This is a genomic window from Amycolatopsis sp. NPDC059235 (assembly GCF_042754125.1).
Lineage (GTDB): Bacteria > Actinomycetota > Actinomycetes > Mycobacteriales > Pseudonocardiaceae > Amycolatopsis > Amycolatopsis albidoflava.
Window position 1 is genome coordinate 5,642 of sequence record NZ_JBHZAG010000008.1, and the last position, 25,501, is coordinate 31,142.

Consider the following 25,501-nt stretch of genomic DNA (forward strand, 5'->3'; position numbering starts at 1 on the left):
CGGCCTCGCCCGTGGGTGCCGCGGTGGTCGCGCGGTTAGCGAGGGTCGCCGTCCCAGGGTGAGGCGGGTGGGGGGGCGCTGTACCCCCACCCCCCGCCCCACAGCGGGAATCAGCTGAACGAGATCTCGGCACTGGCCCCGGTCTGGTGGTCCTGGGTGATGCCGATCCGGCAGGCGACCTTCGTGCAGTCCACCGTGCTCACCGGTTTGCCGGTCTCCGGGTCGGTGCCCTGGAACGTGGCGTGCACGGCGAGCGAGTGCTTCACGGTCCCGGAGGAATCCGACTTCACCTGCGTCAGCGTGTCGCTGTCGCACAGGATCTCCGAGCCGACCGTGGCGCACTGGCCCACGAAGGTGTCCGTGTCGGCGCGGAAGCCGGTGCCGGTGGCGGCTACCTGCTGACCGTCCGACAGACCGGTCGACGGGCTCACCGAAACCGCGGGCCCGGCAGCCGACGCGGGGGACGCGGCGAGCGCGAGCGCTGCCGCCGCGGCGGCGAGCGGGGCGGCCGCCTTCACCAGCAGGGGCAGGGATTTCTGTCGATCGCGAAACATGCGGAACAAGCTCCTTCCACTGTGGACAAACGTTGGCGATGGAGAATTCCGACGGTGACTTGGCAACATTCCGCCATTGTCGGCAAAGATCAACGGTGACAGTCCGGTCACTGGCTGTCAACGGCCGGAAACCGTTGCGGGCGAACGTCTTCCCGGCTTGCACAGTGCTGGCCCGCACGCGGGAGGCGGCTCTACCGTGGCGGGGTGCCTCAGCAACCGCCGCCGCCGGACGACCTTCCCCGGCTCGAAATCCGCGACCTGCGCAAGACCGAACGGCTCGCCGCCGCCGGGCTCACCGCCCGTGCGATGCGCGACAACCCCACCACGTACGCGATGTTCGGGGCCGAGCCGCTCGACCGGCTGGCCGGGATGCAAGCGGTGTGGACCGCGTTCTTCCACCGGCAGGCACCCCCGCAACTGGGCGCGTTCTACCGCGGCTGCCTCGTCGGCACCGCCGCGGCCAGCCCGCCGGGACACTGCATCGGCAGCACTTTTCCCGGCGACGCCGCGAAAATAACGACCGGGCCGGCGCCCTCGGCGGGCGACCCGGCGATCGGCGACTACGTGCGCGCCCACTACGTGCTGCACGACCTCGCCGAGCCGCACTGGCACGTCGGGCCGGTCGGCGTCGAACCGCGGTTCCAGGGCCGCGGCATCGGCGAATCCCTGATGCGCGCGCTGATCGCCATCATGGACGCCGACGGCAGCCCGTCCTGGGGCGAGACCGACACCGAGGCCAACGTCCGCTTCTACCGCGCGCTCGGCTGGGACCTCGACCGCACCGTCACGGTCAGCGGCATCGACCTGTGGTTCCTCGGCCGGACCGCCCCCGGCGCCGAGGCCGGCGCGGCCGGGCGTGCAACTGGCGGTCGTCCGCAGTCGATCACCTCAGGCTGACCGGAAGGGGACGACCATGCTTGCCGGAGCACATCCGTGGCCGCCGGAATTCGCCGCCCGGTACCGTGCCGAGGGCTACTGGACCGGGGAGACGCTCGCCGAACTCGGGCGGAACTGGGCCCGCGCCGACGGCACGAGGACCGCGATCGTCAGCGGCGAACGCCGCGTCGGGTACGCCGAACTCGACCGGCGTGCCGACGAACTGGCTGCCGGGCTCGCCGAACTCGGACTGTGCCCCGGGGACCGGGCCATCGTGCAGTTGTCCAACACCGTCGCGTTCGTCGAGGTCACTCTGGCGTTGTTCCGGCTGGGCGTCGTGCCGGTGTTCGCCCTGCCCGCGCATCGCGCACTGGAAATCGGCAGCTTCGCCGAACTCACCGGCGCCCGCGCGTATTTCGGGCCGGCCGAGCACGGCGGATTCGACTACCGGGCGTTGGCCCGAGAGGTCGCCGCGAACGCCCCGGACCTCGAATTCGTCGTGACAGACGGAGATCCGGGCGAGCACCGCCGCCTCGCCGACTTGTCCGCCCCGCCGCGACCGCTGCCTTCGCCGCGCGGCGAGGACGTGGCGTTCCTGCTGCTGTCCGGCGGCACGACCGACGTGCCGAAGCTGATCCCCCGAACCCACGACGACTACGTCTGCCAGCTGCGCGCCTGCGCCGAAGTGCTTTTGGTGGACCAAAACAGCGTGTACCTCGCGGCGCTGCCAGCCGGCCACAACGCCGCGCTGGGCTGTCCGGGCGTGCTCGGCACCCTGCGCGCGGGCGGGCGCGTCGTGCTCAGCCCGACGCCGAGCCCCGACGACGCGTTGCCGCTGATCGAAGCCGAAGGCGTGACGCTGACGACGCTCATGCCGTCGCTGCTGCCGGTGTGGTTCGAGCTCGCCCCGCTGTTCGGGGCCGACCTGAAAAAGGTCCTGCTTGAGGTCGGCGGAGCCGCGCTGCGCCCGGAGCTCGCGCGGGAGATGACGGACGCCGGATGCCGGATCACCCAGTGGTTCGGGATGGCCGAGGGAGTGCTGTGCTGCACCCGCCTCGACGCCCCCGCGGACACCGTCGCCACCACCCAAGGCACTCCCCTGTTCGCCGCGGACGAGCTGATGGTGCTCGACGAAGATGGAAACGCCGTCGCAGCAGGCGAAGAGGGCGAACTGCTCTACCGCGGACCGTGCACGCTGCGCGGCTACTACCGGGCCGACGCGCACAACGCGCGGTCCTTCACTCCCGACGGATTCTTCCGCACCGGCGACTTGGTGCGGCTTACCCCGCGCGGCGAACTGCAGGTGACCGGACGGATCAAGGACATCGTCAACCGCGGCGGCGAGAAAGTCGGCGCGCAGGAACTGGAAGCGCTGCTGGAACGCCACCCCGGCGTGGCGACGGCGGCGGTGGTCGCGGAACCGGACCCCGGCCTCGGCGAGCGCATCCGCGCGTTCGTCGTGCCCGCCGCGGTGCCGCCGAAACTCGAAGAGCTGCGCACCTTTCTGCACGAACAGGGCGCGGCGGCCTACAAACTGCCGGACCGGCTGGACGTCGTCGCCGAACTGCCGATGACCGGCGCGCAGAAAATCGACAAGAAACGGCTGCTGCGGGAGGCCCGGCCATGACGGTGCACCGGCTCACCGGGACGACGCATCGGGAAACGCATTGCTTCGTCTGCAGTCCCACCAACGAATCCGGGCTGCGCATCCCCTTCGACTACGACGACGTCGCGAAGGAGGTGCACGCCCGGTTCAGCTTCGGCGAGGGCCAGTCCGGCGCGCCGACCTTCGTGCACGGCGGGATCGCGCTCGCGGTGCTGAACGAGGCGATGGCCTGGGCGGTGGTGAGCGAAACGGGCGATTTCGCCGTGGCCGCCTCGATGACGACGGACTTCCGGCGGCCCTTGCGCATCGGGTCGGGCTACTCCGTCCGGGCCGCCGTGCTCGCCCGTGACACCGGGGAAGTGCGCGCCGAAGCGATGATCACCGACGACTCGGCGCGCGAGTGCACGCACGCGCAAGCGCGGTTCCGCGTGCTCTCCGCCGCGACCGCGGAGCGCCTCAAAGCCCGGGTGGCTCGGCCTTGATCTCGCTCCAGCCCTCGTCCAGTTCGACGTCGTCGCTCAGGTGCTGCCAGAACGTCCATTGGTGCCCGCCGGGATCGGTGACCATCGCGATCCGCGCGCCGTAAGGCTTGTCCTCCGGAGCGACCCCGTCCACGCCGGCCGCCCGGATCCGTTCCCACTGCGCGTCCACATTGTCGACGTACACAATGCACATGTGCCCCACCGGGCCGGGCACGCCCTGGGCGGCCCAATAGCCCGGATCCGCGCCGTGCAAGGAGATCTGCGCGTCGCCCGCCCGCATTTCGGCTTCGCGCACCACTCCGCTCTCGTCGGCGTACCGCGCGACCTCGGCGAACCCGAACACTTCGGCCAGCCACTCCAGCGCGGCCGCGGCGTTCTCGTAGTACAAATACGGGCCGATTCCTCGGAATCCGGCCTTGTCGTTGTCTGCCATGGCGATCCCCCGGTCGTCTGTTGCGGCGGCACTGGCTCCGCCGCCACTATATGGCAAGCCGATCTTCCCTGGAGGGACTGTCATGGTCGAAAGCGGAGGGACGCCCGCGGGGAAACCCGCGCGCAACGGCGCCGTGCTCGCAGTCGCGTGCCTCGCCCAGCTGATGGTCGTGCTGGACGTGTCCATCGTGAACGTGGCGCTGCCGAGCATGCGCGACAGTCTCGGGCTCAGCCCGGCGGGCCTGCAGTGGGTGGTCAACGCCTACACCGTCGCCTTCGCCGGTTTCCTCCTGCTCGGCGGCCGGTTCGCCGATCTGTTCGGCCGCCGCCGGATGTTCCTGTGCGGGCTCGTGCTTTTCATCGCGGCGAGCCTCTTCGGCGGTTTCGCGCAGAACGGCACGTGGCTGGTCGTCGCCCGGGCGGTGCAGGGCCTCGGCGGCGCGGTCCTCGCCCCGGCCACGCTCACCGTGGTCACCACCGGGTTCGCCGATCCGGCCTGGCGCACCAAAGCGATCGGCGTCTGGAGCGCGACCTCGGCGGCGGGCGGCGCGGTCGGCTCGGTGATCGGCGGCCTCCTCACCGACGCGGCGGGCTGGCAATGGGTGCTGTTCGTGAACGTGCCGCTCGGCGCGGTCATCCTGCTGCTCGCCCTCGGGTCGCTCACCGAGTTCGCCCCCGGACGGGACCGGGGCAAACCGGATTTCGCCGGCGCGGTCACCGTCACCGCGGGGCTCGCGGCCGTCATCCTCGGGGTCACCCAGCTCGAGGGGCACGCGTGGGGTTCGCCCGCGGTGCTCGTCCCGCTCCTGGCGGGCGTGCTGCTGCTCGCGGCGTTCGCGGTCGCCGAGACCCGGGTGCCGCGGCCGATCGTGCCGCTGGGCATCTTCCGGCGCGGGAACGTCGGGCCGGCCAACCTGTTCGCCGCGCTCGGCGGGGCCGCCACGGTGGCCGTGTTCTACTTCGTTTCGCTTCTGCTGCAACGGGTTTTCAATTACGACGCGCTGCAGGCCGGCCTCGCGTTCCTGCCCATGTCCGTGACTATCGCGGCGGGCACCGGGATTTCCACCAAACTGCTGCCCGCGCGCGGTCCGAAACCGCTGCTCATCGCGGGCGGGCTGGTCGCGACCGCGGGCATGGCCTGGCTGGCCCAGTGCCCCGCCGACGGCGGCTTCGCGGCCGACCTGCTCGGGCCGACTCTCGCCATCGGGCTCGGGATGGGACTGGTGATGGTGCCGATCACCGCGGCGGCGACGGCCGGGATCGAACCGGCGGAGGCGGGCCTCGCGTCCGGGATTATCTCCACCACGCGCCAGTTCGGCGGCGCGCTCGGGCTCGCCGTGCTCACCGCGGTCGCCGCGACCACCACCGCGGGCCGGACCGGTCCGGCGGCCGAGACGCTCACCGCCGGGTACACCCGGGCGATGCTCGTCGGCTGCGCGCTGCTGCTCGCCGGGACGCTGGTGGCGTTCCTGATGCCGGGCCGCGCCCGCCAGGCGGCGCCCGCGGAACAGGCCCCCGCGGCGACGGAGTGACGCGTGGGAGACCTGGCTGAGGACACCGCGCTCACCGCGCTGGGCGAGAACACCTTTCAGGCGGAGCTGAGCCGCGACTGGGACCTGATGGGCCCGAACGGCGGATACCTGGCGGCGATCGCGTTGCGCGCGGCGGCCGCGCACGCCGGGCCGGCGCAGCCGCTCAGCCTGTCCTGCCAGTTCCTCGCCCGGCCTAGATTCGGGCCGGTGCACGTGCGGGCGGAGGTGCTGCGGGCCTCGCGGCGCGCGACCGCCGTGCGGGTGCGGATGGAGCAGGGAACGGACCGTCCGGTGCTGGAAGCGCTGGTCTGGGCGGCGCAGTCCGGCCTGTCCGGGCCTAACGCCGACTGGACGCCCGCCCCGTCTGTTCCGGGACCGGACGGCGTGCCCGATCTGCGCACCCATCTCGCCGCCGAGGGACGCGGAGTCCCGGCCTGGCACGGGAACGTGACCCTGCGGGAGCTTTCCGGGCGCACCGGCGGCGCGGAACGAGAACCCCGGGTGCGCTGCTGGGCCCGGTTCGAGCCGCGCCGGTGCTTCGACGACTGCTGGGTCGACGCCGGCCGCTCGGTGATCCTGCTCGACAGCCTGCAATGGCCCGCGGTGATGAACGCGTTCCCCGAACGGGAAACGGTGCTGTTCGCCCCGAGCCTCGACCTGTACGTCGCGTTCCACGGGGCTGGCTCGGACAGCGACTGGCTGCTGGTGGAAACGACCGGCACCGCCGCGCACCGCGGGACGTTCCACGGCCGCGGCTCGGTGTGGACCCGCGACGGCAGGCTGCTGGCCTCGGCCGGGCAGCAGATGCTCGGCACCGCGGTGCGGGAGCGGGCGGACCGGCTCTGACCGGCCCGCCCGGCAGCCGGTCACGCAGGCGGCGGAACCGGCACCGTGCCCGGCTGGTAGGTGCCGATCACCCACACGTTGCCCTCCGGGTCGCGCGCCGCGTAGCCGCGGGACGCGCCGAAGTCCTCGTCTTTCAGTTCGCGCACGATCTCCGCGCCGGCGGCCGCCGCGCGGGCGTGGTGCGCGTCCGGGTCGTCGACCACCAGGTACGTGCCCGCCTGGCCGATCTCGGTCGCCAGCCGCGGCCCGTCGCCCGCCGAGTTGACCATCACGGTGTCGCCGCGCCAGCCCAGTTCGGCGTGCACGACGCTGCCGTCCGGGCCTGGCACGCGGAAGTTCTCGGTGAACCCGAAGGTCTCCTTGAGCCAGTCGATCGCGGCCGCGGCGTCCCGGTAGAGCAGACACGGGAAGAAGGAAGATTTCTCAGTCATGGCAACGATTTTAGAGTCCCGGACGGGGCCGGGACAGGGCGTGCGACCGACCATCGCGCGGGCAGCCGCACCGGGGTGCGGAACGACGTGTTGGGCACGTACGCGTCCGCGCCCGCCGGTTCGAGGCGCAGGTCCGGGAAGCGGCGGGCGAGCTCTTCGACGAGCACGCGCACCTGGAGCCGGGCGAGGTGCGCACCGAGGCACACGTGGTCGCCGTCGCCGAAAGTCAGGTGCCGCCGGGCATCGGGGCGGTGCGGGTCGAATTCGCCGGGCCGGTCGAAGGCCCGCTCGTCCCGGTTCGCCGACGCCGTGACGAGCAGCAGGTTCGCCCCGGCGGGCAGGTCCACGCCGCCGAGGGTCGTGGCGTGCCGGGCCCGGTGCCGCCAGGACACCACCGCGGGCCGGTAGCGCAGCGACTCCTCCACCGCGTCGGCGGCCAGTTGCGGATCCTCGGCCACGGCGGCCCAGAGACTGGGCCGGGCCGACAGCTCGCGCACCGCGTGCGCCGCGGCCCCCGAAGTCGTTTCGTGCGCGGCGGTCGATCCGTTGAGCACCAAGGAACGCAGGTAGTTGTCGGAGAACAGCTCGGGATCGCGCCGCTGCGCGCGCACCGCGTGGCCGATCCAGCCCGGCGGAAAGCGTTGTTCGCGCAGCCGGGCCACGAATCCGCCGGTGTACTCCCAATACCGGCCCAGCGCGTCCGCCGACCGCTCCTGTTCCTCCTCGGTGGGCTCGCCCCAGGTGAACCGGGCCTGCGACACGGAAAACTCGTGCACCCGCGGGATGTCCTCGGCGGGAATCCCCATGAACGCCAGAATCACGTGCGACGGCACCGGCCACAGCAGCTCCGCCATCAAATCGGCGTGCCCGCGCCCGGCGAACCGGTCGATGTGCGCGGCGGCGAGTTCCCGGATCCGCGGCTCCCACGCGCGCACCCGCGCCCGGGTGAACGGCCGCGCCAGCGCGCGGCGGCGCCGCCGGTGCCCCGGCTCGTCCTCCACCGCCAGCACCGGGGCTCCGGCGAATCGGTGCCGCACCAGCGCCCGCAGCGCGCGCCGGCCCGGCGGCCGGATCGAATCCATCGCGTTGGCCGCGGAAAAGGTCGCGGCGTCGGCGAAAACGCGCTGCACGTCGGCGTAGCGGGTCACGATCCAGTGGTCGATGCGCGGGCTGTAAAACACCGGTCGTCCGGCGCGCGCTGCGGCGAGCGCCTCCGCCGGATCCTCGTGGTAGGCGCCGCGGAACGGGTCGAAGTCCTCGTCGGCGGCGGAGGTGAACGGGCACCCCGCCGGTTCGTCAGTGCGCACGCTGCCGTCCTTCCCGGCGGCCGCCCTCAGCAGGCGACCAGCGATTCGAATTCCGCCCTGCTCGGCCCTTGCGCGCGCGGTTCCGGCACGGCCGTCTCGCCCAGCCTGCGGGTGACCCGGCGGACGACTTCCCGGTCCGACAGCAGCTGGGCCGGGGTGATCAGCAGATGCGCCATCCGGCCCAGCCCCCGCCCCACGACCTCGTCCTCGCTCGCCATCGCCTCCATGCCCGCCATCAGCCGGGCGAACGGATCGCGCGCGTCCTCGTGCCGGGCGCCGCGCAGCCCGGCCTCGATCTTGGCGACGCCGGTCCGGTCCGCGGCCAGCTGCGCGCGGAACCACACGCCGAGATGCCGTTCGGTCCACGCGGCGAACCCGGCGACGTAGCCGGCCGGATCGTCTTCCGCCTCCCCCGCGCTCCGCGCCAGCTGCTGCGCGTGCATCAACGCCATCGCCGCGCCGCGGCCGTAGGTGGGATTCGTCTGGATCGCGGCATCGCCGATCGAAACCAGCCCGCCGATCGCCGGACCGTCCGCGGCGGGCATCCGCTGCCAGCGGTTGTCGATGCCGGACATGGCGTCCACCCCGCCGCGCGGCACACCGCGTTCGGCCCAGCGCGCGGTGTGCGGCACCGCGGCGACGAACCGGTCCCACACCCGCGGATCGCGCAGCGCGTGCCGCAGCCGGTCTTCGGTGGCGAAGGTCAGCGACAGGGAGAACGTGTCGTTGTCACCAGGGAAAACCAGCGCCGCGGCGTAGCCGAGGTGCAACGCCAGCGGCCGGTCCATCGGCGGCAGCTCGCGCCCGGGGCTGAGCCGGTAATGCCGGCTCAGGTACACGAATCCGCAGTGCTGCACCTCCGCCGGCGGCAGCGGCGCGCCGAGCATCCGGCGCAGCACCGGCGACCGCCGCCCGGACGCGTCCACCACCAGGCCGCTCGCCAGCCTCCGGCCATCGTCCAGTTCGACGCCGCGCACCAGCACCGACCCGTCGCCGCCCCGGTCGGCCCGCAGGCCGGTCACCCGGCGCCCGAGCACGAGTTCCACGCCCGCCCGGCGCTCGACGGCTCGCCGCAACACCGCCTCGAACACCGGGCGGCGCGCGGCGAGCGCGTACTCGGCCGGTTCGCCGCGGCCCGCGTCGAACCGGTTCACCGGGGTCTTGCGGACCCCCGCTTCCAGCAGTTCGGCGACCAGCGCCGGTTCCTCTTCGAGCAGCACGCCCACCGCGCGGCCGAGGAACTTGTGCGAATGCCGGAACTGCGGCACGCCGGGCCGCCGCCACGACGCGAACACCTCGTCCGCGCCGCCCTCGGGCCGCGCCGCGTCGCGCTCCACGAGCACCACCTCGTGCCCGCGCCGGGCCGCGAACAACGCCGCGGACAGACCGGCGATCCCGGCGCCGACGATGACCATCCGCACCACTTCGCGTCCTCCTCAGCCCGCGGCGGTCCTGGCCAGCACTGTCGCCAATGCCCGGCCGAACTCCGCCGCCGCGTCCGCGGACTCCTCGTCCGCCCGCCACGCGACGTACCCGTCCGGGCGCACCAGCACCGCTGCGCCGGGCTCGAGCCGGTAGCGCCGCAGCATGCTCCCGGTGTCGTCGGTCAGGTCCCCGCCGAGGCTGTAAGCGGGCAGCGGCACGTCCAGCGTCCGGGCGGCCTCCTTGGCCGCGGCGAGCCAGCCGGAACCGGGCGAGCCGACGAACAGCACGTGCCCGCGCCCGGTCAGGTCCAGCACGGAGATCCGCGTGCCGTCCTTGTCCACGAATACGTGCGGGGCCCGGCTGCCCGGCTCCGCGGTCGCCTTCGCCGGGTCCTCCAGCAGCGTCTCCGGCCCGCGCTCCGCGCCGGGCACCGCGGCCGAGGCGACCCGGTAGCCGAGGTGCTCCCACTGCGCCGGGACCTCCGGCGGGAACGGGTATTTGCCCTGCAGGTGCGGGGCCATCCGGTCGGCGAGCCGGGCGAGCTGGCGGTCCGCGGTGGACTCGCCGATCTCCTGCCGCTCCGCGGCGTACCCGTCGAGCAGCGCCGGACCGGCGTGCCCGTGCAGCACCGCGGCGAGGCGCCAGGCGAGGTCGTGGCCGTCCTGCAGCGCGGTCGCGCCGCCGAGCCCGCCGGTCTGCGGCATCACGTGCGCGGCGTCGCCGGCCAGGAACACCCGGCCGCGGCGCATCTCGTCGGCCACCCGGTGCGCGATCACGAACGTCGACTGGTCGGTGATCTCCACCTCCAGGTCCGGCGTCGCGGTCGCGACGCGGATCAGCTCGACGCAGCGCTCGTCGGTGAAGTCTTCGTCGCGGTCGCCCCGCTCCGGGTAGTAGTTCACGCCGAGCAGGTGCGCGCCGGAGACGCCGAACACCTCGATCGCGTTCTCCAGATACGAGTACAGGCCGGAGAAGTGCTCGTTCTGCATGTAGGTCAGCAGCGCCTTGCGCCCGGCGAGCAGTTCGTCGAGGTCGGCGTTGAAGAGGATGGTGCGGCACCGCCACAGCTCGCCGAGCCCGTGTGTGCCGATCCCGAGCTGCTCGCGCACGGGGGCCTGCCAGCCGTCGGCCGCGACGAGGTAGTCGGCCTCGACGGCGAACTCCTCGCCGGAGCCCAGATCCCGCACCCGCGCGCGCACCTGTTCGGCGTCCTGCTCGAAGGATTCGAGGCGGTGGCTGAAAAGCAGCTCCGCGCCGTTCTCCTCGGCAGTCGCGCGCAGCACGGACTCGATCTTCGACTGGGGCAGCGCGCCGAACGCGGCCGGCGTCATCGACGCCAGCTCCTTCATCACCTCGTCGCCGCCGACGAGCAGTTCGAACTGGTTCTCGTCGCGCAGGTCGCGCCCGATGGTGATGGTGGCCTCGGCGGCGAAATCGAGCACGTTCGCGGCCGCGATCCGCTCCGCCAGCCCGGGGATCTGGCGGAGCAGCTCCATGCTGCGGTGCACGATCCCGAACGCCTTCGGCTGGACCGAGGTGTCGGGATGGCGCTCGACGAGCGTGACCCGGATTCCCCGCCAGGCGAGGAAAAGCGCGGTGGTCAGCCCGGCGTAGCCCGCGCCGACTACGAGGACGGAAGTGCGCCGGCCGGCCGGCGTGGCATCAGACATAGCTCATCAGTACCACCGCGCGGCCCGCCGATGAAGCGTTCAGGTTGGCGGGCAACGACTTCGCCGGAATCGCCGCGCGCTCCGGCTAGACTCCGCGAAATGGGCACTGCGCATTTCCCGGCCTCGATCGGCCAGCGGCTGGTGTGGTTTCTCGAGCATTACCGTTCCGAGACTTCCTCGGTCAACTGCCCCGCCACCTTCCGGATTTCCGGAAAGCTCTCCGGCGACCTGCTGCGCGGCGCGCTCGCCGACCTGGCGCGCCGGCACGAAGCCTTGCGCACCACGCTTTCCCGCGACGGCCGGAACCTCCTGCAGCACGTGCACGAAGACGGCGTCGTCCGTCCCGCACTGTCCGTTGTGGACGTTTCCGGCGGCGAGGAGGAGATGCTCGCGCTGCTGCGCGCCGAACAGGCGGCCGACCTCGAACCCGGCCGCGAGCCGGTGCGCACGAGCTGGTGGCGGCTGGGCCGCGAAGACCACGTGGTGTGCGTGAACATGCACCACCTCGTCTCCGACGCGTGGTCGTGCGGAGTCGTGATCGCCGACCTGATCGCGCTGCTGGGCGGCCGCCGCCCGGCAGCCCCGTCCTGGCAGTACTCCGATTTCACGACCTGGCAGGCCGAACAGGAGAAGTCCGGGAAACTGCGCGCTCACCAGGATTTCTGGTGCGAACAGCTCGACGGCATGAAGCTGGCCCCGCTGCCGTGGCTGGCCCCGGAGGGCTCGCCCCGGCCCTCCCCCGGGCTGGAAACCCTGTCGCTGTCCGCAGAGACCGCCGCCGGGCTGCGCGAGTTTTCGCAGCGGAGGCGGCACACGCTGTTCTCGGTGCTGCTGGCGCTGTACTACCTGCTGCTGAACCACGAAACCGGGCAGGACGACCTCGCGGTGGCGTCGTTCTTCGCCAACCGGACCCGGCGCGAGGTGACCTCGACCGTCGGGTTCTTCGCGAACATGCTGGTGCTGCGCGCGAAAGTCGAGCCGGACCGGCCGTTCGCCGACCTGCTCGCCGCCACCCGCCGCACCGTGCTCGACGCGACCACCCACCAGGCGGTGCCCTGCCAGATGCTGCCGATGTCGCGGTTGCAGCGGACCCCGGGCCGCGTCAACGAGGTGGTCTTCCAGATGCTGCCGGACCGCAAACCCGGTTCGTGGTCGCCGATCGACGCCGGAGGCGGGCTGCGCATCGACACGTTCCGCCCGGACCACGGCCTGAGCCGGTTCGGGCTCAACCTCACCGTGATCCCGCGCGAGGACCGGTTCGACGTCCGGCTCTCCTACGACCGCAACCAGCTCGACCGCGAGTGGGTCCGCGGGCTGCTGCGCTCGTACCGCGTGCTCGCCGAAGGAATGCTCGCCGCACCGGACGCGCCGGCCGCGAAACTGACCGCCGCGCTGCGCTGACCCGGGCGCGAAAAAAGGGGGACCCGCGCGCGGGTCCCCCTTTTTCGTCGCGTGCTCACCGCTTTCCGGGAATCACCAAACACCCTTCGGACGGCGTCAGCAGCACGTGCGAGCCGCGCTGCTGCTCGTCCGGCGCACCGGGCCGGGTGCGCAGCCGGACCCGCTTGATCACCTCGGGGATCACCGCCTTCATCTCCAGCATCGCGAACTGCGCGCCGAGGCAGTGCCGCCGTCCGCCGCCGAAGGGCAGGAACGTCCCGCGCGGCAGGTCCGCGTCCAGGAACCGTTCCGGGCGGAACACCTCCGGGTCGTCGAACGACGCCTCGCGCCCGTGCAGCAGCGGCACCGACGGCGCCACCCACCAGCCCGCCGGGATGTGATAGCCGGCCAGCTCCAGGTCGCCCGACAGCGCGCGCGGCATGACCGGGACGATCGGGCGGGTGCGCAGCGTTTCGTTGATCACCGCTTCCAGGTACTTGTCGTCCTTGTCGACCTCCTCGACGAGCCGGTCGTGCACCTGGGGATGGCGCACCAGCCGCTCGAACACCCACGCCATCGCGGTCGCGGTGGTCTCGTATCCCGCCTCCAGCAACGTCATCAGCCCGTCGCGCAGTTCGAGATCGGTCATCTTCTCGCCGTCGTCGTCGGACGCGCGCAGCAGCTGCGACATGAGGTCGGTGCGCTCGGCGATGTCCGGGGCGGCGCGGCGCCGCTCGATCTCGTCGTAGAGGATCCGGTCGACGTCGGCCCTGGCCACCGCGAACCGCGCGGCCGCGCTGCCGGGGATCTTGCGCAGCATCGACTCCAGGCCGGTCCAGGCCGCGCGGGACAGCACGAACGCGACGGTCTCCATCCGCGCCGCGGCCGCGGTGAGCCGGGGCAGCATCTCGCGCAACTGCGCGACCCGCTCGACGTCGTGGATGCCGAACACCACGCGCAGCAGCACGTCCAGCGCGATCACCTGCATCCGGGGCCGCAGCACCAATTCCTGTTCCAGGGTCCACTTCGCCACCTCTTCCGCGGCGATCTCGGCGATCTGCTCGCGGTAGCGCTGCAGATAGCGCGCGTGGAAGGCGGACCCGAGCAGTTTCCGGTGGCGCAGCCAGCTTTCGCCGTCCTCGACCAGGATCGAGTTGTCGCCGACCATGCGCTGCAGGAAATCCGCCCGGGTCTTGCCCGCCTCGCCGACGCTGCGGTCGGTCGCGAAGACTTGCCGGGCGAGCTCGGGGTTCGCCACGTAGACGATCGGCGGCATGCCGACGAGCGTCACCTTGAAGATGTCGCCGAATTGCCGGTGCAGGCCGTCGAGATAGTCGATCGGGTCCCGGACGAAATTGCGGGTCTGGCCGAATTTCGACGCGGCCGGCCCGGGCGGGGCCGAGACACCGGCCGGGGACGTGTGCACTGAGGTCATGGAGTTTCCGCTTCCTCTGCAGGGGCGCGGCCGGACGCGAACCGCGACAAACAACCGGTGCTGAAGGTAGAACACCCGCCCGCCCCCGGAAAACCGCGCGGTGTGCAACTGCCGATTGTCCCCAGTCGGGCGGCCCCGCCGATACGCTGGCCCCATCCTGGTCCCCGCTCTTTCGCTTGCCAGTTCCCGTTTTCCCGCGCCGAAACCGAGGTGTCATGTCGACGACCGAGCAGAGTGCCGCCGCGTCCGAGGAGGCCCCGGCGGTGAATTTCCCCGCGCTGACCGACGTGGTCACGCCGTTCGCCGTGCGCTGCGCGGCGACCCTGCGCCTCGCCGACCTGATCGGCGACGGCTCCCGCGACGCCGCCGCGCTCGCCGAAGCGGCCGGCGCCGATCCCTCCGCGCTCGCACGGCTGCTGGACCACCTTTGCGTCACCGGCCTTTTCGCCGCCGACGGGGATTCCTACCGGGTCACCGAAGCGGGCGCCATCCTGCGCGACGACCACCCGGCCGGGCTGCGGGCCACCCTCGACCTGGAAACCTTCGTCGGGCGCAGCGATTCGTCCTGCGCCAACCTGCTGCACTCGGTGCGCACCGGGGAACCGGGGTACCAGAACACCTTCGGTGCTCCACTGTGGACGGACACGGTCGCGCATCCGGAACTGGTGGCGGGCTTCGAGCACCTGCACGAAATGTTCGGCGCGTGGTCCGAGCCGACGGTGGCCGGCGGGTTCGACTGGGCGTCGGCGAAGCACGTGGTGGACGTCGGCTGCGGGCACGGCGCGGTGCTGCGGCGGCTGCTGCTCGCCTTCGGGCACTTGCGGGCGACCCTCGTCGACCTGCCGGAAATCGTGGCCAGGGCGGAACAATCGCTCGGCGACGCGGGGCTGGGCGACCGCGTGAGCAGCGCTCCGGGCAGCTACTTCGACCCGCTGCCGGAAGGCGCCGACGCCTACCTGCTCTCGCTGATCGTCCACCAGGAGCCGCACGACCGCGCGGTCGCGCTGCTGCGCCGGTGCGCGGAAGCGGCCGGATCGCACGGCACGGTGCTGGTCATGCAGGCTCCGGTGACGCCGGGGAACCGGTTCGCGATGACCGCGCTGGACCTGCGCATGCTGGTGACCGTCGGCGGGCGGGAGCGCACTGTCGACCAGTATCGCGACCTGTTCGCCGAAGCCGGGCTCCGGATCGCCGGCCAGTACGCGGGCGGCTCGGAGTCGCCGGTCGACCCGGTGCTGTTCGCCCTCGTCGCGAACTGAGCCGGTGCGCACGACCGCGACCGGGCTGGTCGCCGACCTGGCCGTCGGACGCGTCAGCAGCTCCGCCGCGCTGGAGTACTTCCTGGGCCGGGTGAAGGAGCACAATCCGGCGCTGAACGCCGTGGTCGCGCTCGACGTCGCCGGTGCCAGGGCGCAGGCGGAGGCCGCCGACGCGGCCGCCGCCCGCGGAATCCGGCTCGGGCCGCTGCACGGGCTCCCGATGACCGTGAAGGACACGTTCGAGACCGCCGGTCTGGTCACCGCGGCCGGAGCCCCGGAACTGGCCGGGCACCTGCCCGACCGGGACGCGGACGCGGTGGCCCGGCTGCGGGCCGCCGGGGCCGTCGTGTTCGGCAAGACCAACGCGCCGCTTTACGCCGGGGATTTCCAGTCCTACAACGACGTCTACGGCGCCACCGGCAATCCGTGGGACCTCGCCCGGACTCCCGGCGGGTCGTCCGGGGGTTCGGCCGCCGCGCTGGCCGCCGGGCTCACGCCGCTGGAACTGGGCAGCGACGTCGCCGGGTCGATCCGCTCCCCCGCCCACTTCTGCGGGGTCTGCGGCCACCTCCCGACCTGGGGCGCGATCCCCGCGCGCGGGCACATCCCCGGCGCGCCCGGCTCCCTCGCCGTTCCGCCGCTGGGCTCGCCCGGCCCGATGGCCCGGTGCGTGGCCGACCTCGAACTCGCCCTGGACGTGCTCGTCGGCCCCGACCTCGCCGGAGTGCCCGGCGGAACGCTCCCGGCCGCCGCGGTGCGCCCCGGCGAACTGCGCGTGGCGGTGTGGCCCGAGCATCCGGCGCTGCGCACCGACCCGGAAATCCGGGCCGCCCTCGACGATCTCGCCGAGGCGCTGGCCGGCCTCGGCGTGCGGGTGCAGCGCAAGGTGCGGCCGCCGCGCCCGCTGTACGAGATCCACCAGACTTACGCACGGCTGCTGCTCGCGGTCCTGGCCCAGAGCTTCCCGGAACCCGTTTTCCGGCGGCTGGGGCGGATCGCCCGCCGGGCGGCACCCGAGGATCGCCGCCCGGCGGTCGAATTGGGCCGCGCCGTGACGCTCAGCTACCGGGAATGGCAGGACCTCGACGAGCAGCGCGCCCGGATCACCGCCGGATGGGCTTCGGTGTTCGCCGAGGCGGACGCCGTGCTGACGCCCGCGGCGCCGCTGACCGCCTTCCCCCACCAGACGGCGGGAACCCCGCTTTCCCGGGAACTCGAGGTCAACGGCCGGAAGGCGCCGTACCTGGCCCAGATGGCCTGGGCGACCCCGGCGAGCCTGTCCGGCCTGCCCGCGACGACCGTGCCGCTCGGCCGCAGCGCCGCCGGGCTCCCGTTCGGGGTGCAGGTGATCGCGCCGCGGTGGCACGACCGCACGGGGCTCGCGGTGGCCCGGATCGTGGAGCGGGTGACCGGCGGATTCGAGGCGCCGCCGGGCTACTGACCGGGAGCTGCCGGACCGATATGCGCCCGCCCGGGGACTACTGGTCGAGCTGCGCCGACAGCTTCTTCGGCGCCAGCAGCCGGTAGGCGTCGGTGAGCATGGTGCGCACCTCGGCCCAGTCGACCTTGCCCGCTTCCAGGTCGAGGGCCACCCAGCCGCGGGAGCCGAGGTACGCGGGCGCGTAGAACCGCTCCCCCTCCTGCTCGATCAGCTCGGCCTGCGCGCCCGGCGCGGCTTTGCACGCGATCGCGATCTTGCCGTCGCCGTGGTGGTCGTCGAGGAAGTACGCGAAGTTCTTCCCGCGCACCGAGAACGCGACATGCTGCTCGCCCTTGCTCAGCACTTCCGGCAGCGCTTCGGCGAGTTCTGTCACGCGTGCCCTTTTCGCGGTCGCGGAGTCCGGTCGGCCCATGCCGCGAGCCTAACGGTCAGCGCGGCCGGCGGCAGTCGTCGGCCGCCGCGACGATGGCGAACCGGGTGGCCAGCGACGCCGCGCGCAGACAGTGCTGGGCGGCGCGCAGGCATTCCGCCCGCGCCGGACCCGCCGCGATGCGCGCGTCGGCGAGAAGCTGAGCGGCCTGGATCGCGGCCAGCAGCGCGTCGTCCGCACCGCTGTTCCCGGCGCCGCGGGCCGCCGATTCGGCGAGCGCTGCCAAGTCGCCGCGCAGCCGCCCGGCCGCGGATCCGTTGTGGACAGTGGTGGTTTGCGCGCCCGCCGGAACCCGATCCATACTCGTTGCTCACCCCGCGTAAGAGATCGACCAGAACTTCGACGGTCACCAGCATTCAGATGCTTTCCCTTATCGCGCAAGGAAGACAATGGAACACGAAAGTCAGTTCGGGCCGCTTCGCGGGCTCCGGGTGCTCGAGACCGCGACCGGAGTGGCCGGCCCCTACGCGGGCAGGCTGCTGGCCATGCTCGGCGCGACGGTCGCCAAGGTCGAACCCGAGGGCGGGGACCCGGCGCGGCGGCTTTCGGCCGACGGCGAACCGCAGCGGGACCCGAGCCCGGTTTTCGTCCACCTCAACGCCGGGAAGCGGCTGCTGTCCCCGGAGGCGGCCGCGGTCCCGGAACTGCTGGAATGGGCCGACGTCGCGCTCAGCGACCGGGTTCGCGGCGAGTTCGGGCCGTGGGAACTGCGCGCGGGCGTCGCCGAGCCGCCGCTGCTGGTTTCGGTGACCGCCTGGGGCCTCGATGCCGAGAGCGCGGGCGAGCCGTCCGACGAGATGCTGGTGCAGGCGGCTTCCGGGCTGCTCGCCGCGACCTGTCACGAGGACGGCGGACCGGACCGGTTCCCCGGCTGGCAAACGCAGTATCTGGCCGGAACGTACGCCGCGGCGGCCGCATTGGCCGGACGGCCCGGCGGTCACGCGGAGACGACCTGGCTCGCCGCTGCGACCTCCGCGGTGGAATCGCAGGCCGCGGCCGCGCTGTACGCCGCGACTTCGGCCAACGCCGCCGATCCGGAGGAGGAACGGCGCCAGGCCGGATTCCAGACCCGCACGTTCCCGTCCGGGGTGTTCCGCTGCGCCGACGGGTTCGTGGTGCCGGGCACCGTGCGCGGCGAGGACTGGAACCGCCAGTGCCTGCTCTACGACCGAGGCGACCTGCTGCGCGACGAACGCTTCGTGTGGGCGCGCCGGTGGGCCAACCGGGAGCTGCTGCGCGGCGAACTGGCCGGCTGGTACGCCGGGCGCACCCGGAGCGAGGTCTTCGACGCCGGACTGGCCGCGGGCTGGTCTGTGGGCAAGGTGCTCGACGCCGCCGACGCCCTCGACGACCCGCATCTGGCCGCTCGCGAGTTCCTCGGCGAGGTCCGCGGCGCGTCGGCGGGCCGCGCGATCGTCCGGCCGTGGCGGGATCCCGCCGTGCCGGTGCCCGGCTCGGCGCGGCTCTCCGAACCCGCCGGGGACAACGGATGGTTCCGCTCCGGCGCGGACCGCGACCGGCCGCCCCTGCTGCCCCGGCTGCCGGATCCGCACCGGCTGCGGGTGCTCGAACTGACCTGGGCCTGGGCCGGGCCGCTCGCCGGCCGGCTGCTGGGCGCGCTGGGCGCGGATGTCGTGCGGGTCGAGTCCGGACGGCATCCCGACGGCTGGCGCACCCGGTTCCGCTTCGCCGAGACCGGGGCCCCGCTGCCCGAGGGCGCCGCCCCGGACGAGTACACCTGGGACGCCGCGGCCCAGTTCAACAGCGTCAACCGCAACAAGCGCGCGGTGTCGCTGGATCTGTCGGCACCGGACGGGAACCGGGTCTTCCGCGAGCTGGTGGACGCCGCGGACGTGCTGGTGGTGAACATGAACCACCGTGTGCTCGAGGACCGGGGCGTCGCCGCGCACGTGCGCGCGCGGGTGGCCGAGGGGCTGGTGCTGGTGACCATGCCCGCGCTCGGCAGCAGCGGCCCGCACCGGGCGATGCCGGGCTTCGGCATGCTGACCGAGGCGATGGGCGGGTTCGCCGCCCGGTACGGACCGCCCTCCGCCGGCGCCGAGGTGAGCCCCACCTACTACCCGGACGCGGTGGCCGGCGCCCATGCGGCGGTCGCGGTGCTGTCCGGGCTGGCGGCGCGGGCAACGACCGGGCGGGGCCGCGAAATCGATCTGTCCCAGCAGGAAACGCTGTGGCTGCAGCTCGGCGAAGGCATCGTGCTGGCCTCCCGCGAAGGACGTTCGCCGCGCCGGATCGGCAACAGCGAACCGGACGTCCCGGCGGGCGTGCTGGCGACCTCGGACGGGTACGTGGCCTTCGTCGGAGGAGCCGCGGACGAGCGGTGGGCGGCGGAGCACGACAGCGTGACGGTGGTGGGGGCGTTGCGGCAGAGGGGTTTCCGCGCGGAACGGATGCGGTCGGTGCGGGAGCTGTTCGAGAACGGCGAGCTGCGCTGGGCCGAACGGGTCCGCCATCCGGTGACCGGGGAACGCGGGTATCTCGGCATTCCCGTCGGCATGGACGGGAAAGGGCTGGCGACAGTCCGCCCGGCACCCTGCTACGACCAGCACACCGACGAGGTGCTCACGGAATGGCTCGGGATGCCGCCGGAGGAACTGACGGCGCTGCGCGCGGCCGAGGCGATCGGGACGGTGCCCCGGCAGCCGTACCGGGTGCGAAAGGCGCGCCGAGCCTCGTGAACTTCGCGGGCGGGTTTCCCGGCCACGGCGGGGGAACCTCTCGGCCGGCATGAGCCGTGGCACGGGAATTCCCTTGCCACGGCCGGGAAACCTCCCTCAGCCCGCCTGCTTCCGCGACCAGGAAAACCGCCCCGCAGGACAATCGCGCGACCAGCCGTCCAGCTCCACCGTGAACGGCACCGGGCTCGACACGGCCAGCTCGGACCGGTCCAGCCGGACCTCCACCAGGCCGTGCGGCGTCGGAACCGCGCCGGCCACCCGGGTCAGCGCGCCCGGCCGGGGCGCGATCCTCGCCCGCGCGAACCCGGGCTCGGCGGGGCTGACGCCCAGCACGTACAGCGGCAGGTCCCGGCTCGGAGTGCTCGACCAGCCGTGACAGTACGACCCGCCGCTCCACACCTCGCGCCAGGTGCCGTCGCCGGCCAGCTCCGACCAGTCCCGGCACAAGGCGGCGATGTGATCCGCTCCGCCGAGCAGGGCGACCGCGTCGTGCACGACGTAGCGGAAAAACGGCTGTGCGGCAACGACTTCCCGCTCCACGTCCCAGTCCGGCGCGGGCGGGCCCATCGCGGCCCGCAGCGGCATCAGGCCGAACGACCACGCGCGTCGCACCAAAGCGGTCCGGTCCAGCAGGAAGGCCAAGGCCCGGGCGCGGCGCGGCGGCGGAATCAGTCCGCCGACCGCGGCGGCGGCGGTTGCGTGCTCGCTCATCGCCGGCGCGACCCCGGCCGCGGTCAGCCAGTCGCGGTAGCCGCCCCGGTCCTCGTCCCAGTATTGCTCGAAGGCGGCGGCCAGTTCGTCGTGTCGCCCGCGCGCCCAGCGCGCCCGGCCCGCGTCGCCGAGCCACTCAGCCATCTCCGCGAAGTCCCGCAGCGCCCGGCCCCACAGCCCGTTCAGCACGCTGCTCGCGCCCCGGCCTTGAACGCTCGCCCAGTCCAGCAGGACCCACCCGGTCACGTCGGTGAGCAATCCCTCGCGCGAGAACGGCTCGAACCAGCGCAAAACCCGCTCGGCGACCGGCAACAGCTCGGCGACCAGGCCGGCGTCGCCGGTCCACCGGTACAGATTGTGCACCGAACGCACCCAATGCAGCGCCCAGTCCGGGATGTACACCCCGTCGCGGTGCTCGTAGTCGCCCGCGACCGCCATCGGCAGCATCCCGTCCGGGCGCGGCGACGCGGCCAGCCGGGGATGCCACCGCGCGAGCCGCCAGTCCGGATTGGCCAGCAGGTCCACCGACTGGTGCACCACCGAATCGCCGGTCCAAGCCCGCTGTTCGCGAGTGGGGCAGTCGATGTAGGCGTCCTGCGCGGTGAGGTCCACGGTGCGCAGCCCGGCCGCGTAGACGGCGTCGAGCACCGGGTCGTCGGATGCGAAGAACGGGCCCGGCGGACGCGGGCGGAGGCGTTCGACCACGGACAGCCCGCGAACCGTCACCTCGCCTTCGCCGCGCAGCACCAGCAGCGCGAACCGGCCGCCGACCGGATCGGCCGAGCAGAACCGGTCGGACTTGCCGCGCGTGCGGTAGCGCGCCGCGTACCCGTGCTGGAACGGACGCAGCCGCAGGCGCTCGTCGAGGTCCTCGGCGGGCCGCGCGTCGACCAGCACGCCGGGCGGCGCGTCCAGCTCGAAGACCAGGGTGCCCGCGACCACCTGGTCCCAGCCCGCGGTGAGCAGCACCGCGACGCCGGGTTCCAGCACGGTCGTGAAGGGCAGTTCGACCGGGACCGAGTCCGGACCGGCTTCGGCGTCCACGGCCGCGACGAGATCGGCCGGTCCGTGCTCGCCGCCGGGATCCGGGCCGCGGCGCTCGCGCAGCCACCGGACCGGACGTTCGACCGGTTCGCCGGGCGGCGCCGGGTTCTCCAGCAGCGGGCCGTACGGGTCGGCGGGCGGCGTGGACCGGGCCGTGCCGCCGAGGTGCAGGGTGGTGAGCACGCGGGCGGGCGCCCAGCCGGTGTCGTCGAAGCCCGGTTCGAGCCAGGCCGGATCCCACAGCGCGCCGTCGAGCACTTCCGGCACCGCGTGCCCGACCCCGGACGGCTTCTGCGGCGTCCACGCCGGACTCGTCTGGTGACGCCAGCTGCGGTCGGTGCCGAGCACCCCGGACGGCAGCTCGAGCTCGGCGAGCAACACGCCGGCGCCGTGGCTGAAGGTGGGCGTGACCGGCCGCCACCACGCGTTCGCTTCGCCGTAAAAGCGCACCAGAACGCAGATCGCGTTGTCCCCCGGCACCAGCCACCGGGCGACGTCCACGACGTCGTACAGCAGCCGTCCGGCCGCGCCGCGACCCGGACCGCGCGCCGCCTCGTGCCCGTTGACCCACACCGTGTACCGGGAGTCCGCGGTGATCCGGAGCGGAGCGGCGGCGGGCACGAGGTCAAGCGGGAAGACGCGCCGGAACTGCACCCGCCGGTCGTGCGCCGCGGCGGGCACCACCGGCACGTCGGAGAACTCGCCGGTCTTGGCGATCCGGCCGTCGGCGCACCAGATCCACTGGCCGGTCCACTCGCGGCTCACCCCGCCACCGGCTCGCGCGCCGCGAGGTCCCGCAGCTCCCGCCGCGACAGCTTCCCGGTCCCGGTCACCGGCAGCTCGTCCACGAGGAACAACCGGCGCGGACGGCGGTCGTCGGCGAGCCGGCCGCGCAGCCAGTCGCGCACCTCGGCCAGCTCCAGCCGCCGTCCGCTGCGCACCGCGGCCGCGACCACCTCGCCCCAGCGGGGATCGGGCAGGCCGAACACCGCGCACGCCTCGACGTCGGGATGCCCGGCCAGCACTTCCTCCACATCGGACGGAAAGACGTTCACGCCGCCGGTGATGATCAGGTCGTCGTCGCGGCCGTCGAGGTGCACGTAGCCGTCTTCGTCGACGAACCCGACGTCGCCGACGCTCCCCCAGTCGCCGTCGCGACCGGCGGGAGCTTGGCCGGGACCGGACACGTAGCCGTCGAACGCCAGCGGAGTGAGCGCGCGAAGCGTCCCGGACTCGCCCGGGGGCAGCCGCCGGGCGCCGCGGAACGCCGCGATCCGCACCCCGTCGAAGGGCCGTCCGCACGAACCGGGGCGAGCCAGGAACTCCTCGGCGGGCAACGCGCACATCGGGCCCAGTTCGGTGCAGCCGTAGCACTCGACGAATCCCTCGCCGAAGACGTCCAGCGCGGCTCGTTTGAGCCGGTCGGGGAACGGCTCGCCGGACACCACGACGTGGGTCAGCGGCGGGCGCGGCCCGGGCCGGTCGCGGGCGAAGGCCACCAGCCGCGCCAGCTGGGTCGGGGTGAGGAACCCGCTGTCGCACCGGTGCTCGACCGCGAAGTCCAGCCAGGTCCGCTCGTCGAACCGGGGCAGCAGGAAGACGGCTCCGCCGAGCGACAGGGTCATCAGCGCACAGGTCCACGGGCCCGAGTGGTAGAGCGGCCCGCCGACGAGGAACCGCGAGGACGGCCCGAGCCGGAACCCGCGGGCGATCGCGTCCGACAGCCGCCGATCGCCTCGGGTGCGCAGCGCCGCCTTCGGGCTGCCGGTGGTCCCGGACGTGAACAGCAGCGACGCTCCCGCGCCCAGCCTTCCGCTGTCCGCGGGCGCGAGCGGAAGATCAGCGTCGTGTGCGACGGCACCCGGATCGTCCGCGTCGAGCACATTCTCCTTGCCGTGCAACAGCTCCAGCAGCTCCCGGGCAGTGCCGCTGGCCACCACCACCGCGGGCTGGGCGACCGCGAGCCGCCCGGCGAGTTCGCCCGGGGTGGAGCGGCCGCCGAGCGCGACGGCCTGCGCGCCGATCCGCCGGGCCGCGAGCGCGACCGTCAGCACCTCCGGCCGGTTGGGCAGCAGCCAGGCCACCCGTCCCGCCGGGCCGGCACCGCGCGACCGCAGCAGCGCGGCCCAGCGCGTCACCTCCCGTTCGAGCTCCTCGCGGCTGATCGATCCGCTTTCGGTGACAATCGCCGCCGCCCCGCTCATCCGGCCGCTCCGCGCGGCTTGCGCGACCACGACTCCGGGACCGCGTCGGTCGAGTACAGGGTGCCCGCCGACCACACGTGCCGCGTGCCGTGCCACCGCATCGCCGAGGCCGCGTCGGGGAAGAACCCCCGGCCCGGATGGTTGGCGCTGGTGTTGCACAGCACCGGGATCCCCGTCCGCGCCTCGTAGGCGGTCAGGAGCCGTTCGAGAAACGGGTTGTCCGCGCCGACCGTTTCCAGCCGCGCGCTGCCGTCGAGGTGCACCACCGCCGGGATCTTGCCCTGCCATTCCGGGCGGACGAAGTGGTCGAACAGCATGTACGGGTCCCGGGTGCCGGGGGAAAACACCTCCGGAGCCCGGTTTTCCAGGCAGACCGGGGCCACCGGCCGGTACCACTCGCGGCCCTTGATCGCGTTCAGCCGGTCCCGCGTCGCCTCGTCCCCGGCCGGCGCAATGATGCTGCGGTGCCCCAGCGCACGGGGACCGAGCTCGGCGGGCCCGTCGACGATCACGACCGGTTCGCCCGCTTCGGCCAGCAGCGCCGCCAGGTCCTCCACCGAGGCCGGTTTCGCGGTCCAGCCCGGTTCGGCCGCGGCGGTTTCGCGCGCCGGCGGGCCGGAGAACACCGACCAGTCCAGCCACGACGTCCCGGTGCGGCGCACCATTTCCGTGCACGCCGCGCCGATGGCCGAACCCGCGTCGTTCGGGAACGGCGGCACCCAGACCTCCGGCACCAGCCCGCTCGCCCGCAGCCCGGAGTTCCACTTGATGTTGAGCGCGCAGCCGCCGGACAGGCACAACGGCAGCCCGGCCAGCTCCGGCCGGGCGCGCAGCACCTCGCCGAGACCGTCCCGCAGCCGGCGGAACAGGTGTTCCTGGAAGGAATTCAGGATCGACGCGTCCGACAGCCCGAGCTTCGCGACGCCGCTGAGCACCCGCCTGCTCCACAGATACGCGCGGATCGCCCCGTCGATCTCGCCGACCTGAGCGTCGACTTCCGCCATCACCGCGACGGCTTCCTCCGAAGACGGGCCGAGCGCCGCGTACGCCATCGCCTTGCCCGAAACCGGGAGCAGCGCCTCGAGCCCCGGCCCCGGATCGGTGGCCCGGCGGGCGTCGTGGTCCACCCGGAACGGGCCGAAGTGCGACGCGAAAATCGGGTACAGCGCGCCGGAAACGCCGCACACCGGACCGAAGCACTCGAGCCGCGGCCCGACCGGGTCGAACCGGTACAGCACCGGCGGCACCCCGCCGTCCCACACCAGCATCAGCGCGGGCTTGCGCTCCCGCGCGAACGGGCTGGTGCAGTAGGAGGACATGACGTGGTCGGTGGTGTGGGTGAAGCTGCGGAACGGCACCGGCGCGCCGCCGACGAGCGGGCTCTGCCCGGTCACCCCGGTCAGCATCGCCGAACCCGCGCCCGGTTCGTCGTGGTACAGCGCGACTTCGACCGGCTCGACCGCGCCCTGCCCGTCGCGGATCTCCACCCAGCTCTCGCCCTCGCGGCCGCGCGCCCAGCCGTCGACCGCGAACACCGGCGCGCGCACGTCCTCGATCCCGTGCGCGCGCAACTGCCGCGCGATCTCCGCGGGCTCCGCGAACGGACTGTGCCGCGGGTTGTTGCCCAGCTTCTCGGCCTCGACCGAGACCAGCAGCCGGTTGCCCTCGATCACGGCGAAACCGCCGTCGTGGGTGAGCTTCAGCCCGCAGATGACCTCGTGCTCTGGCATGTCGTCC

At 73.2% G+C, this 25,501-nt stretch carries 21 protein-coding genes; 9 read left to right on the forward strand and 12 right to left on the reverse strand.

Annotated features, from left to right (window positions below):
- Positions 1-110 precede the first annotated feature (110 nt).
- The gene (locus ACFXI3_RS07785; RefSeq protein ID WP_344275007.1) at positions 111-554 is read right to left on the reverse strand and encodes an enediyne antibiotic chromoprotein; all 444 of its coding nucleotides are present in this window, start codon (positions 552-554) and stop codon (positions 111-113) included.
- Positions 555-758: 204 nt separating this feature from the next.
- Here ACFXI3_RS07785 and ACFXI3_RS07790 point away from each other — a divergent pair, with 204 nt between their 5' ends.
- The 3 genes from ACFXI3_RS07790 to ACFXI3_RS07800 are packed head-to-tail and all read left to right on the forward strand — an operon-like array spanning position 759 to position 3,518.
- On the forward strand, positions 759-1,451 hold the full coding sequence (locus tag ACFXI3_RS07790; RefSeq protein WP_378398740.1) for a GNAT family N-acetyltransferase: 693 nt from the start codon (positions 759-761) through the stop codon (positions 1,449-1,451).
- Between the two features lie 16 nt (positions 1,452-1,467).
- Complete coding sequence (locus ACFXI3_RS07795; protein WP_378398741.1) at positions 1,468-3,057, forward strand: (2,3-dihydroxybenzoyl)adenylate synthase; 1,590 nt, start codon at positions 1,468-1,470, stop codon at positions 3,055-3,057.
- A complete protein-coding gene (locus ACFXI3_RS07800; RefSeq protein ID WP_344274998.1) occupies positions 3,054-3,518 on the forward strand; it encodes a hotdog domain-containing protein in 465 nt (154 codons plus the stop codon). The genes ACFXI3_RS07795 and ACFXI3_RS07800 overlap by 4 nt, the downstream gene beginning before the upstream one ends.
- Here ACFXI3_RS07800 and ACFXI3_RS07805 read toward each other — a convergent pair.
- Entirely contained in the window at positions 3,493-3,951 is a 459-nt protein-coding gene (locus tag ACFXI3_RS07805) for a VOC family protein (RefSeq protein WP_344274995.1), read from the reverse strand. The two genes, ACFXI3_RS07800 and ACFXI3_RS07805, sit on opposite strands and share 26 nt — an antisense overlap.
- Positions 3,952-4,033: 82 nt before the next feature.
- On the opposite strand from ACFXI3_RS07805, the gene ACFXI3_RS07810 reads away from it, so the two are divergent.
- Together ACFXI3_RS07810 and ACFXI3_RS07815 are read left to right on the forward strand one after the other, a co-directional pair.
- On the forward strand, positions 4,034-5,482 hold the full coding sequence (locus ACFXI3_RS07810; protein ID WP_378398743.1) for an MFS transporter: 1,449 nt from the start codon (positions 4,034-4,036) through the stop codon (positions 5,480-5,482).
- A gap of 3 nt (positions 5,483-5,485) precedes the next feature.
- Positions 5,486-6,328 (forward strand): acyl-CoA thioesterase, encoded by an 843-nt coding sequence (locus ACFXI3_RS07815; RefSeq protein WP_378398745.1) that lies wholly within the window; start codon positions 5,486-5,488, stop codon positions 6,326-6,328.
- Between the two features lie 20 nt (positions 6,329-6,348).
- Here the strand turns inward: ACFXI3_RS07815 and ACFXI3_RS07820 are convergent, their stop codons facing one another.
- Genes ACFXI3_RS07820 through ACFXI3_RS07835 form a run of 4 tightly spaced genes read right to left on the reverse strand, consistent with a single transcriptional unit; the run spans position 6,349 to position 11,161 of the window.
- On the reverse strand, positions 6,349-6,759 hold the full coding sequence (locus ACFXI3_RS07820) for a VOC family protein (RefSeq protein WP_067588281.1): 411 nt from the start codon (positions 6,757-6,759) through the stop codon (positions 6,349-6,351).
- Positions 6,756-8,066 (reverse strand): cytochrome P450, encoded by a 1,311-nt coding sequence (locus ACFXI3_RS07825; RefSeq protein ID WP_378398747.1) that lies wholly within the window; start codon positions 8,064-8,066, stop codon positions 6,756-6,758. Before ACFXI3_RS07825 ends, ACFXI3_RS07820 begins: the two co-directional genes overlap by 4 nt.
- Positions 8,067-8,092: 26 nt before the next feature.
- Complete coding sequence (locus ACFXI3_RS07830) at positions 8,093-9,481, reverse strand: NAD(P)/FAD-dependent oxidoreductase (protein WP_378398964.1); 1,389 nt, start codon at positions 9,479-9,481, stop codon at positions 8,093-8,095.
- Between the two features lie 21 nt (positions 9,482-9,502).
- Positions 9,503-11,161, reverse strand: a complete 1,659-nt coding sequence (locus ACFXI3_RS07835) for an FAD-dependent oxidoreductase (protein WP_378398748.1) — start codon at positions 11,159-11,161, stop codon at positions 9,503-9,505.
- Between the two features lie 99 nt (positions 11,162-11,260).
- Between ACFXI3_RS07835 and ACFXI3_RS07840 the strand changes: the two genes are divergently transcribed.
- The gene (locus ACFXI3_RS07840; RefSeq protein WP_378398750.1) at positions 11,261-12,562 is read left to right on the forward strand and encodes a condensation domain-containing protein; all 1,302 of its coding nucleotides are present in this window, start codon (positions 11,261-11,263) and stop codon (positions 12,560-12,562) included.
- Between the two features lie 55 nt (positions 12,563-12,617).
- Here ACFXI3_RS07840 and ACFXI3_RS07845 read toward each other — a convergent pair whose 3' ends face one another.
- On the reverse strand, positions 12,618-13,976 hold the full coding sequence (locus tag ACFXI3_RS07845; protein WP_344274976.1) for a cytochrome P450: 1,359 nt from the start codon (positions 13,974-13,976) through the stop codon (positions 12,618-12,620).
- A gap of 215 nt (positions 13,977-14,191) precedes the next feature.
- On the opposite strand from ACFXI3_RS07845, the gene ACFXI3_RS07850 reads away from it, so the two are divergent.
- Together ACFXI3_RS07850 and ACFXI3_RS07855 are read left to right on the forward strand one after the other, a co-directional pair.
- A complete protein-coding gene (locus ACFXI3_RS07850) occupies positions 14,192-15,235 on the forward strand; it encodes a methyltransferase (RefSeq protein ID WP_378398752.1) in 1,044 nt (347 codons plus the stop codon).
- A gap of 4 nt (positions 15,236-15,239) precedes the next feature.
- The gene (locus tag ACFXI3_RS07855; protein ID WP_378398754.1) at positions 15,240-16,676 is read left to right on the forward strand and encodes an amidase; all 1,437 of its coding nucleotides are present in this window, start codon (positions 15,240-15,242) and stop codon (positions 16,674-16,676) included.
- A gap of 37 nt (positions 16,677-16,713) precedes the next feature.
- On the opposite strand, the gene ACFXI3_RS07860 is transcribed toward ACFXI3_RS07855, so the two are convergent.
- Positions 16,714-17,088, reverse strand: a complete 375-nt coding sequence (locus ACFXI3_RS07860; protein WP_344274968.1) for an MmcQ/YjbR family DNA-binding protein — start codon at positions 17,086-17,088, stop codon at positions 16,714-16,716.
- 16 nt (positions 17,089-17,104) lie between these two features.
- Positions 17,105-17,407, reverse strand: a complete 303-nt coding sequence (locus ACFXI3_RS07865) for a hypothetical protein (protein ID WP_344274965.1) — start codon at positions 17,405-17,407, stop codon at positions 17,105-17,107.
- 88 nt (positions 17,408-17,495) lie between these two features.
- Here ACFXI3_RS07865 and ACFXI3_RS07870 point away from each other — a divergent pair, with 88 nt between their 5' ends.
- On the forward strand, positions 17,496-19,805 hold the full coding sequence (locus ACFXI3_RS07870) for a CoA transferase (RefSeq protein ID WP_378398756.1): 2,310 nt from the start codon (positions 17,496-17,498) through the stop codon (positions 19,803-19,805).
- Between the two features lie 96 nt (positions 19,806-19,901).
- Here ACFXI3_RS07870 and ACFXI3_RS07875 read toward each other — a convergent pair whose 3' ends face one another.
- The 3 genes from ACFXI3_RS07875 to ACFXI3_RS07885 are packed head-to-tail and all read right to left on the reverse strand — an operon-like array spanning position 19,902 to position 25,494.
- On the reverse strand, positions 19,902-22,325 hold the full coding sequence (locus ACFXI3_RS07875) for an alpha-L-rhamnosidase N-terminal domain-containing protein (RefSeq protein ID WP_378398757.1): 2,424 nt from the start codon (positions 22,323-22,325) through the stop codon (positions 19,902-19,904).
- A complete protein-coding gene (locus ACFXI3_RS07880; protein WP_378398759.1) occupies positions 22,322-23,764 on the reverse strand; it encodes a class I adenylate-forming enzyme family protein in 1,443 nt (480 codons plus the stop codon). The genes ACFXI3_RS07875 and ACFXI3_RS07880 overlap by 4 nt, the downstream gene beginning before the upstream one ends.
- A complete protein-coding gene (locus ACFXI3_RS07885) occupies positions 23,761-25,494 on the reverse strand; it encodes a carbamoyltransferase N-terminal domain-containing protein (protein ID WP_378398761.1) in 1,734 nt (577 codons plus the stop codon). The genes ACFXI3_RS07880 and ACFXI3_RS07885 overlap by 4 nt, the downstream gene beginning before the upstream one ends.
- Positions 25,495-25,501: the final 7 nt, after the last annotated feature.

Bases quoted from the DNA above. Each gene is read 5' to 3' on its own strand.
- ACFXI3_RS07785 (WP_344275007.1), bottom strand. From the start codon at position 554: ATGTTTCGCGATCGACAGAAATCCCTGCCCCTGCTGGTGAAGGCGGCC.
- ACFXI3_RS07795 (WP_378398741.1), top strand. From the start codon at position 1,468: ATGCTTGCCGGAGCACATCCGTGGCCGCCGGAATTCGCCGCCCGGTAC.
- ACFXI3_RS07800 (WP_344274998.1), top strand. From the start codon at position 3,054: ATGACGGTGCACCGGCTCACCGGGACGACGCATCGGGAAACGCATTGC.
- ACFXI3_RS07805 (WP_344274995.1), bottom strand. From the start codon at position 3,951: ATGGCAGACAACGACAAGGCCGGATTCCGAGGAATCGGCCCGTATTTG.
- ACFXI3_RS07810 (WP_378398743.1), top strand. From the start codon at position 4,034: ATGGTCGAAAGCGGAGGGACGCCCGCGGGGAAACCCGCGCGCAACGGC.
- ACFXI3_RS07820 (WP_067588281.1), bottom strand. From the start codon at position 6,759: ATGACTGAGAAATCTTCCTTCTTCCCGTGTCTGCTCTACCGGGACGCC.
- ACFXI3_RS07830 (WP_378398964.1), bottom strand. From the start codon at position 9,481: ATGGTCATCGTCGGCGCCGGGATCGCCGGTCTGTCCGCGGCGTTGTTC.
- ACFXI3_RS07835 (WP_378398748.1), bottom strand. From the start codon at position 11,161: ATGTCTGATGCCACGCCGGCCGGCCGGCGCACTTCCGTCCTCGTAGTC.
- ACFXI3_RS07840 (WP_378398750.1), top strand. From the start codon at position 11,261: ATGGGCACTGCGCATTTCCCGGCCTCGATCGGCCAGCGGCTGGTGTGG.
- ACFXI3_RS07845 (WP_344274976.1), bottom strand. From the start codon at position 13,976: ATGACCTCAGTGCACACGTCCCCGGCCGGTGTCTCGGCCCCGCCCGGG.
- ACFXI3_RS07850 (WP_378398752.1), top strand. From the start codon at position 14,192: ATGTCGACGACCGAGCAGAGTGCCGCCGCGTCCGAGGAGGCCCCGGCG.
- ACFXI3_RS07860 (WP_344274968.1), bottom strand. From the start codon at position 17,088: ATGGGCCGACCGGACTCCGCGACCGCGAAAAGGGCACGCGTGACAGAA.
- ACFXI3_RS07865 (WP_344274965.1), bottom strand. From the start codon at position 17,407: ATGGATCGGGTTCCGGCGGGCGCGCAAACCACCACTGTCCACAACGGA.
- ACFXI3_RS07870 (WP_378398756.1), top strand. From the start codon at position 17,496: ATGGAACACGAAAGTCAGTTCGGGCCGCTTCGCGGGCTCCGGGTGCTC.
- ACFXI3_RS07880 (WP_378398759.1), bottom strand. From the start codon at position 23,764: ATGAGCGGGGCGGCGGCGATTGTCACCGAAAGCGGATCGATCAGCCGC.
- ACFXI3_RS07885 (WP_378398761.1), bottom strand. From the start codon at position 25,494: ATGCCAGAGCACGAGGTCATCTGCGGGCTGAAGCTCACCCACGACGGC.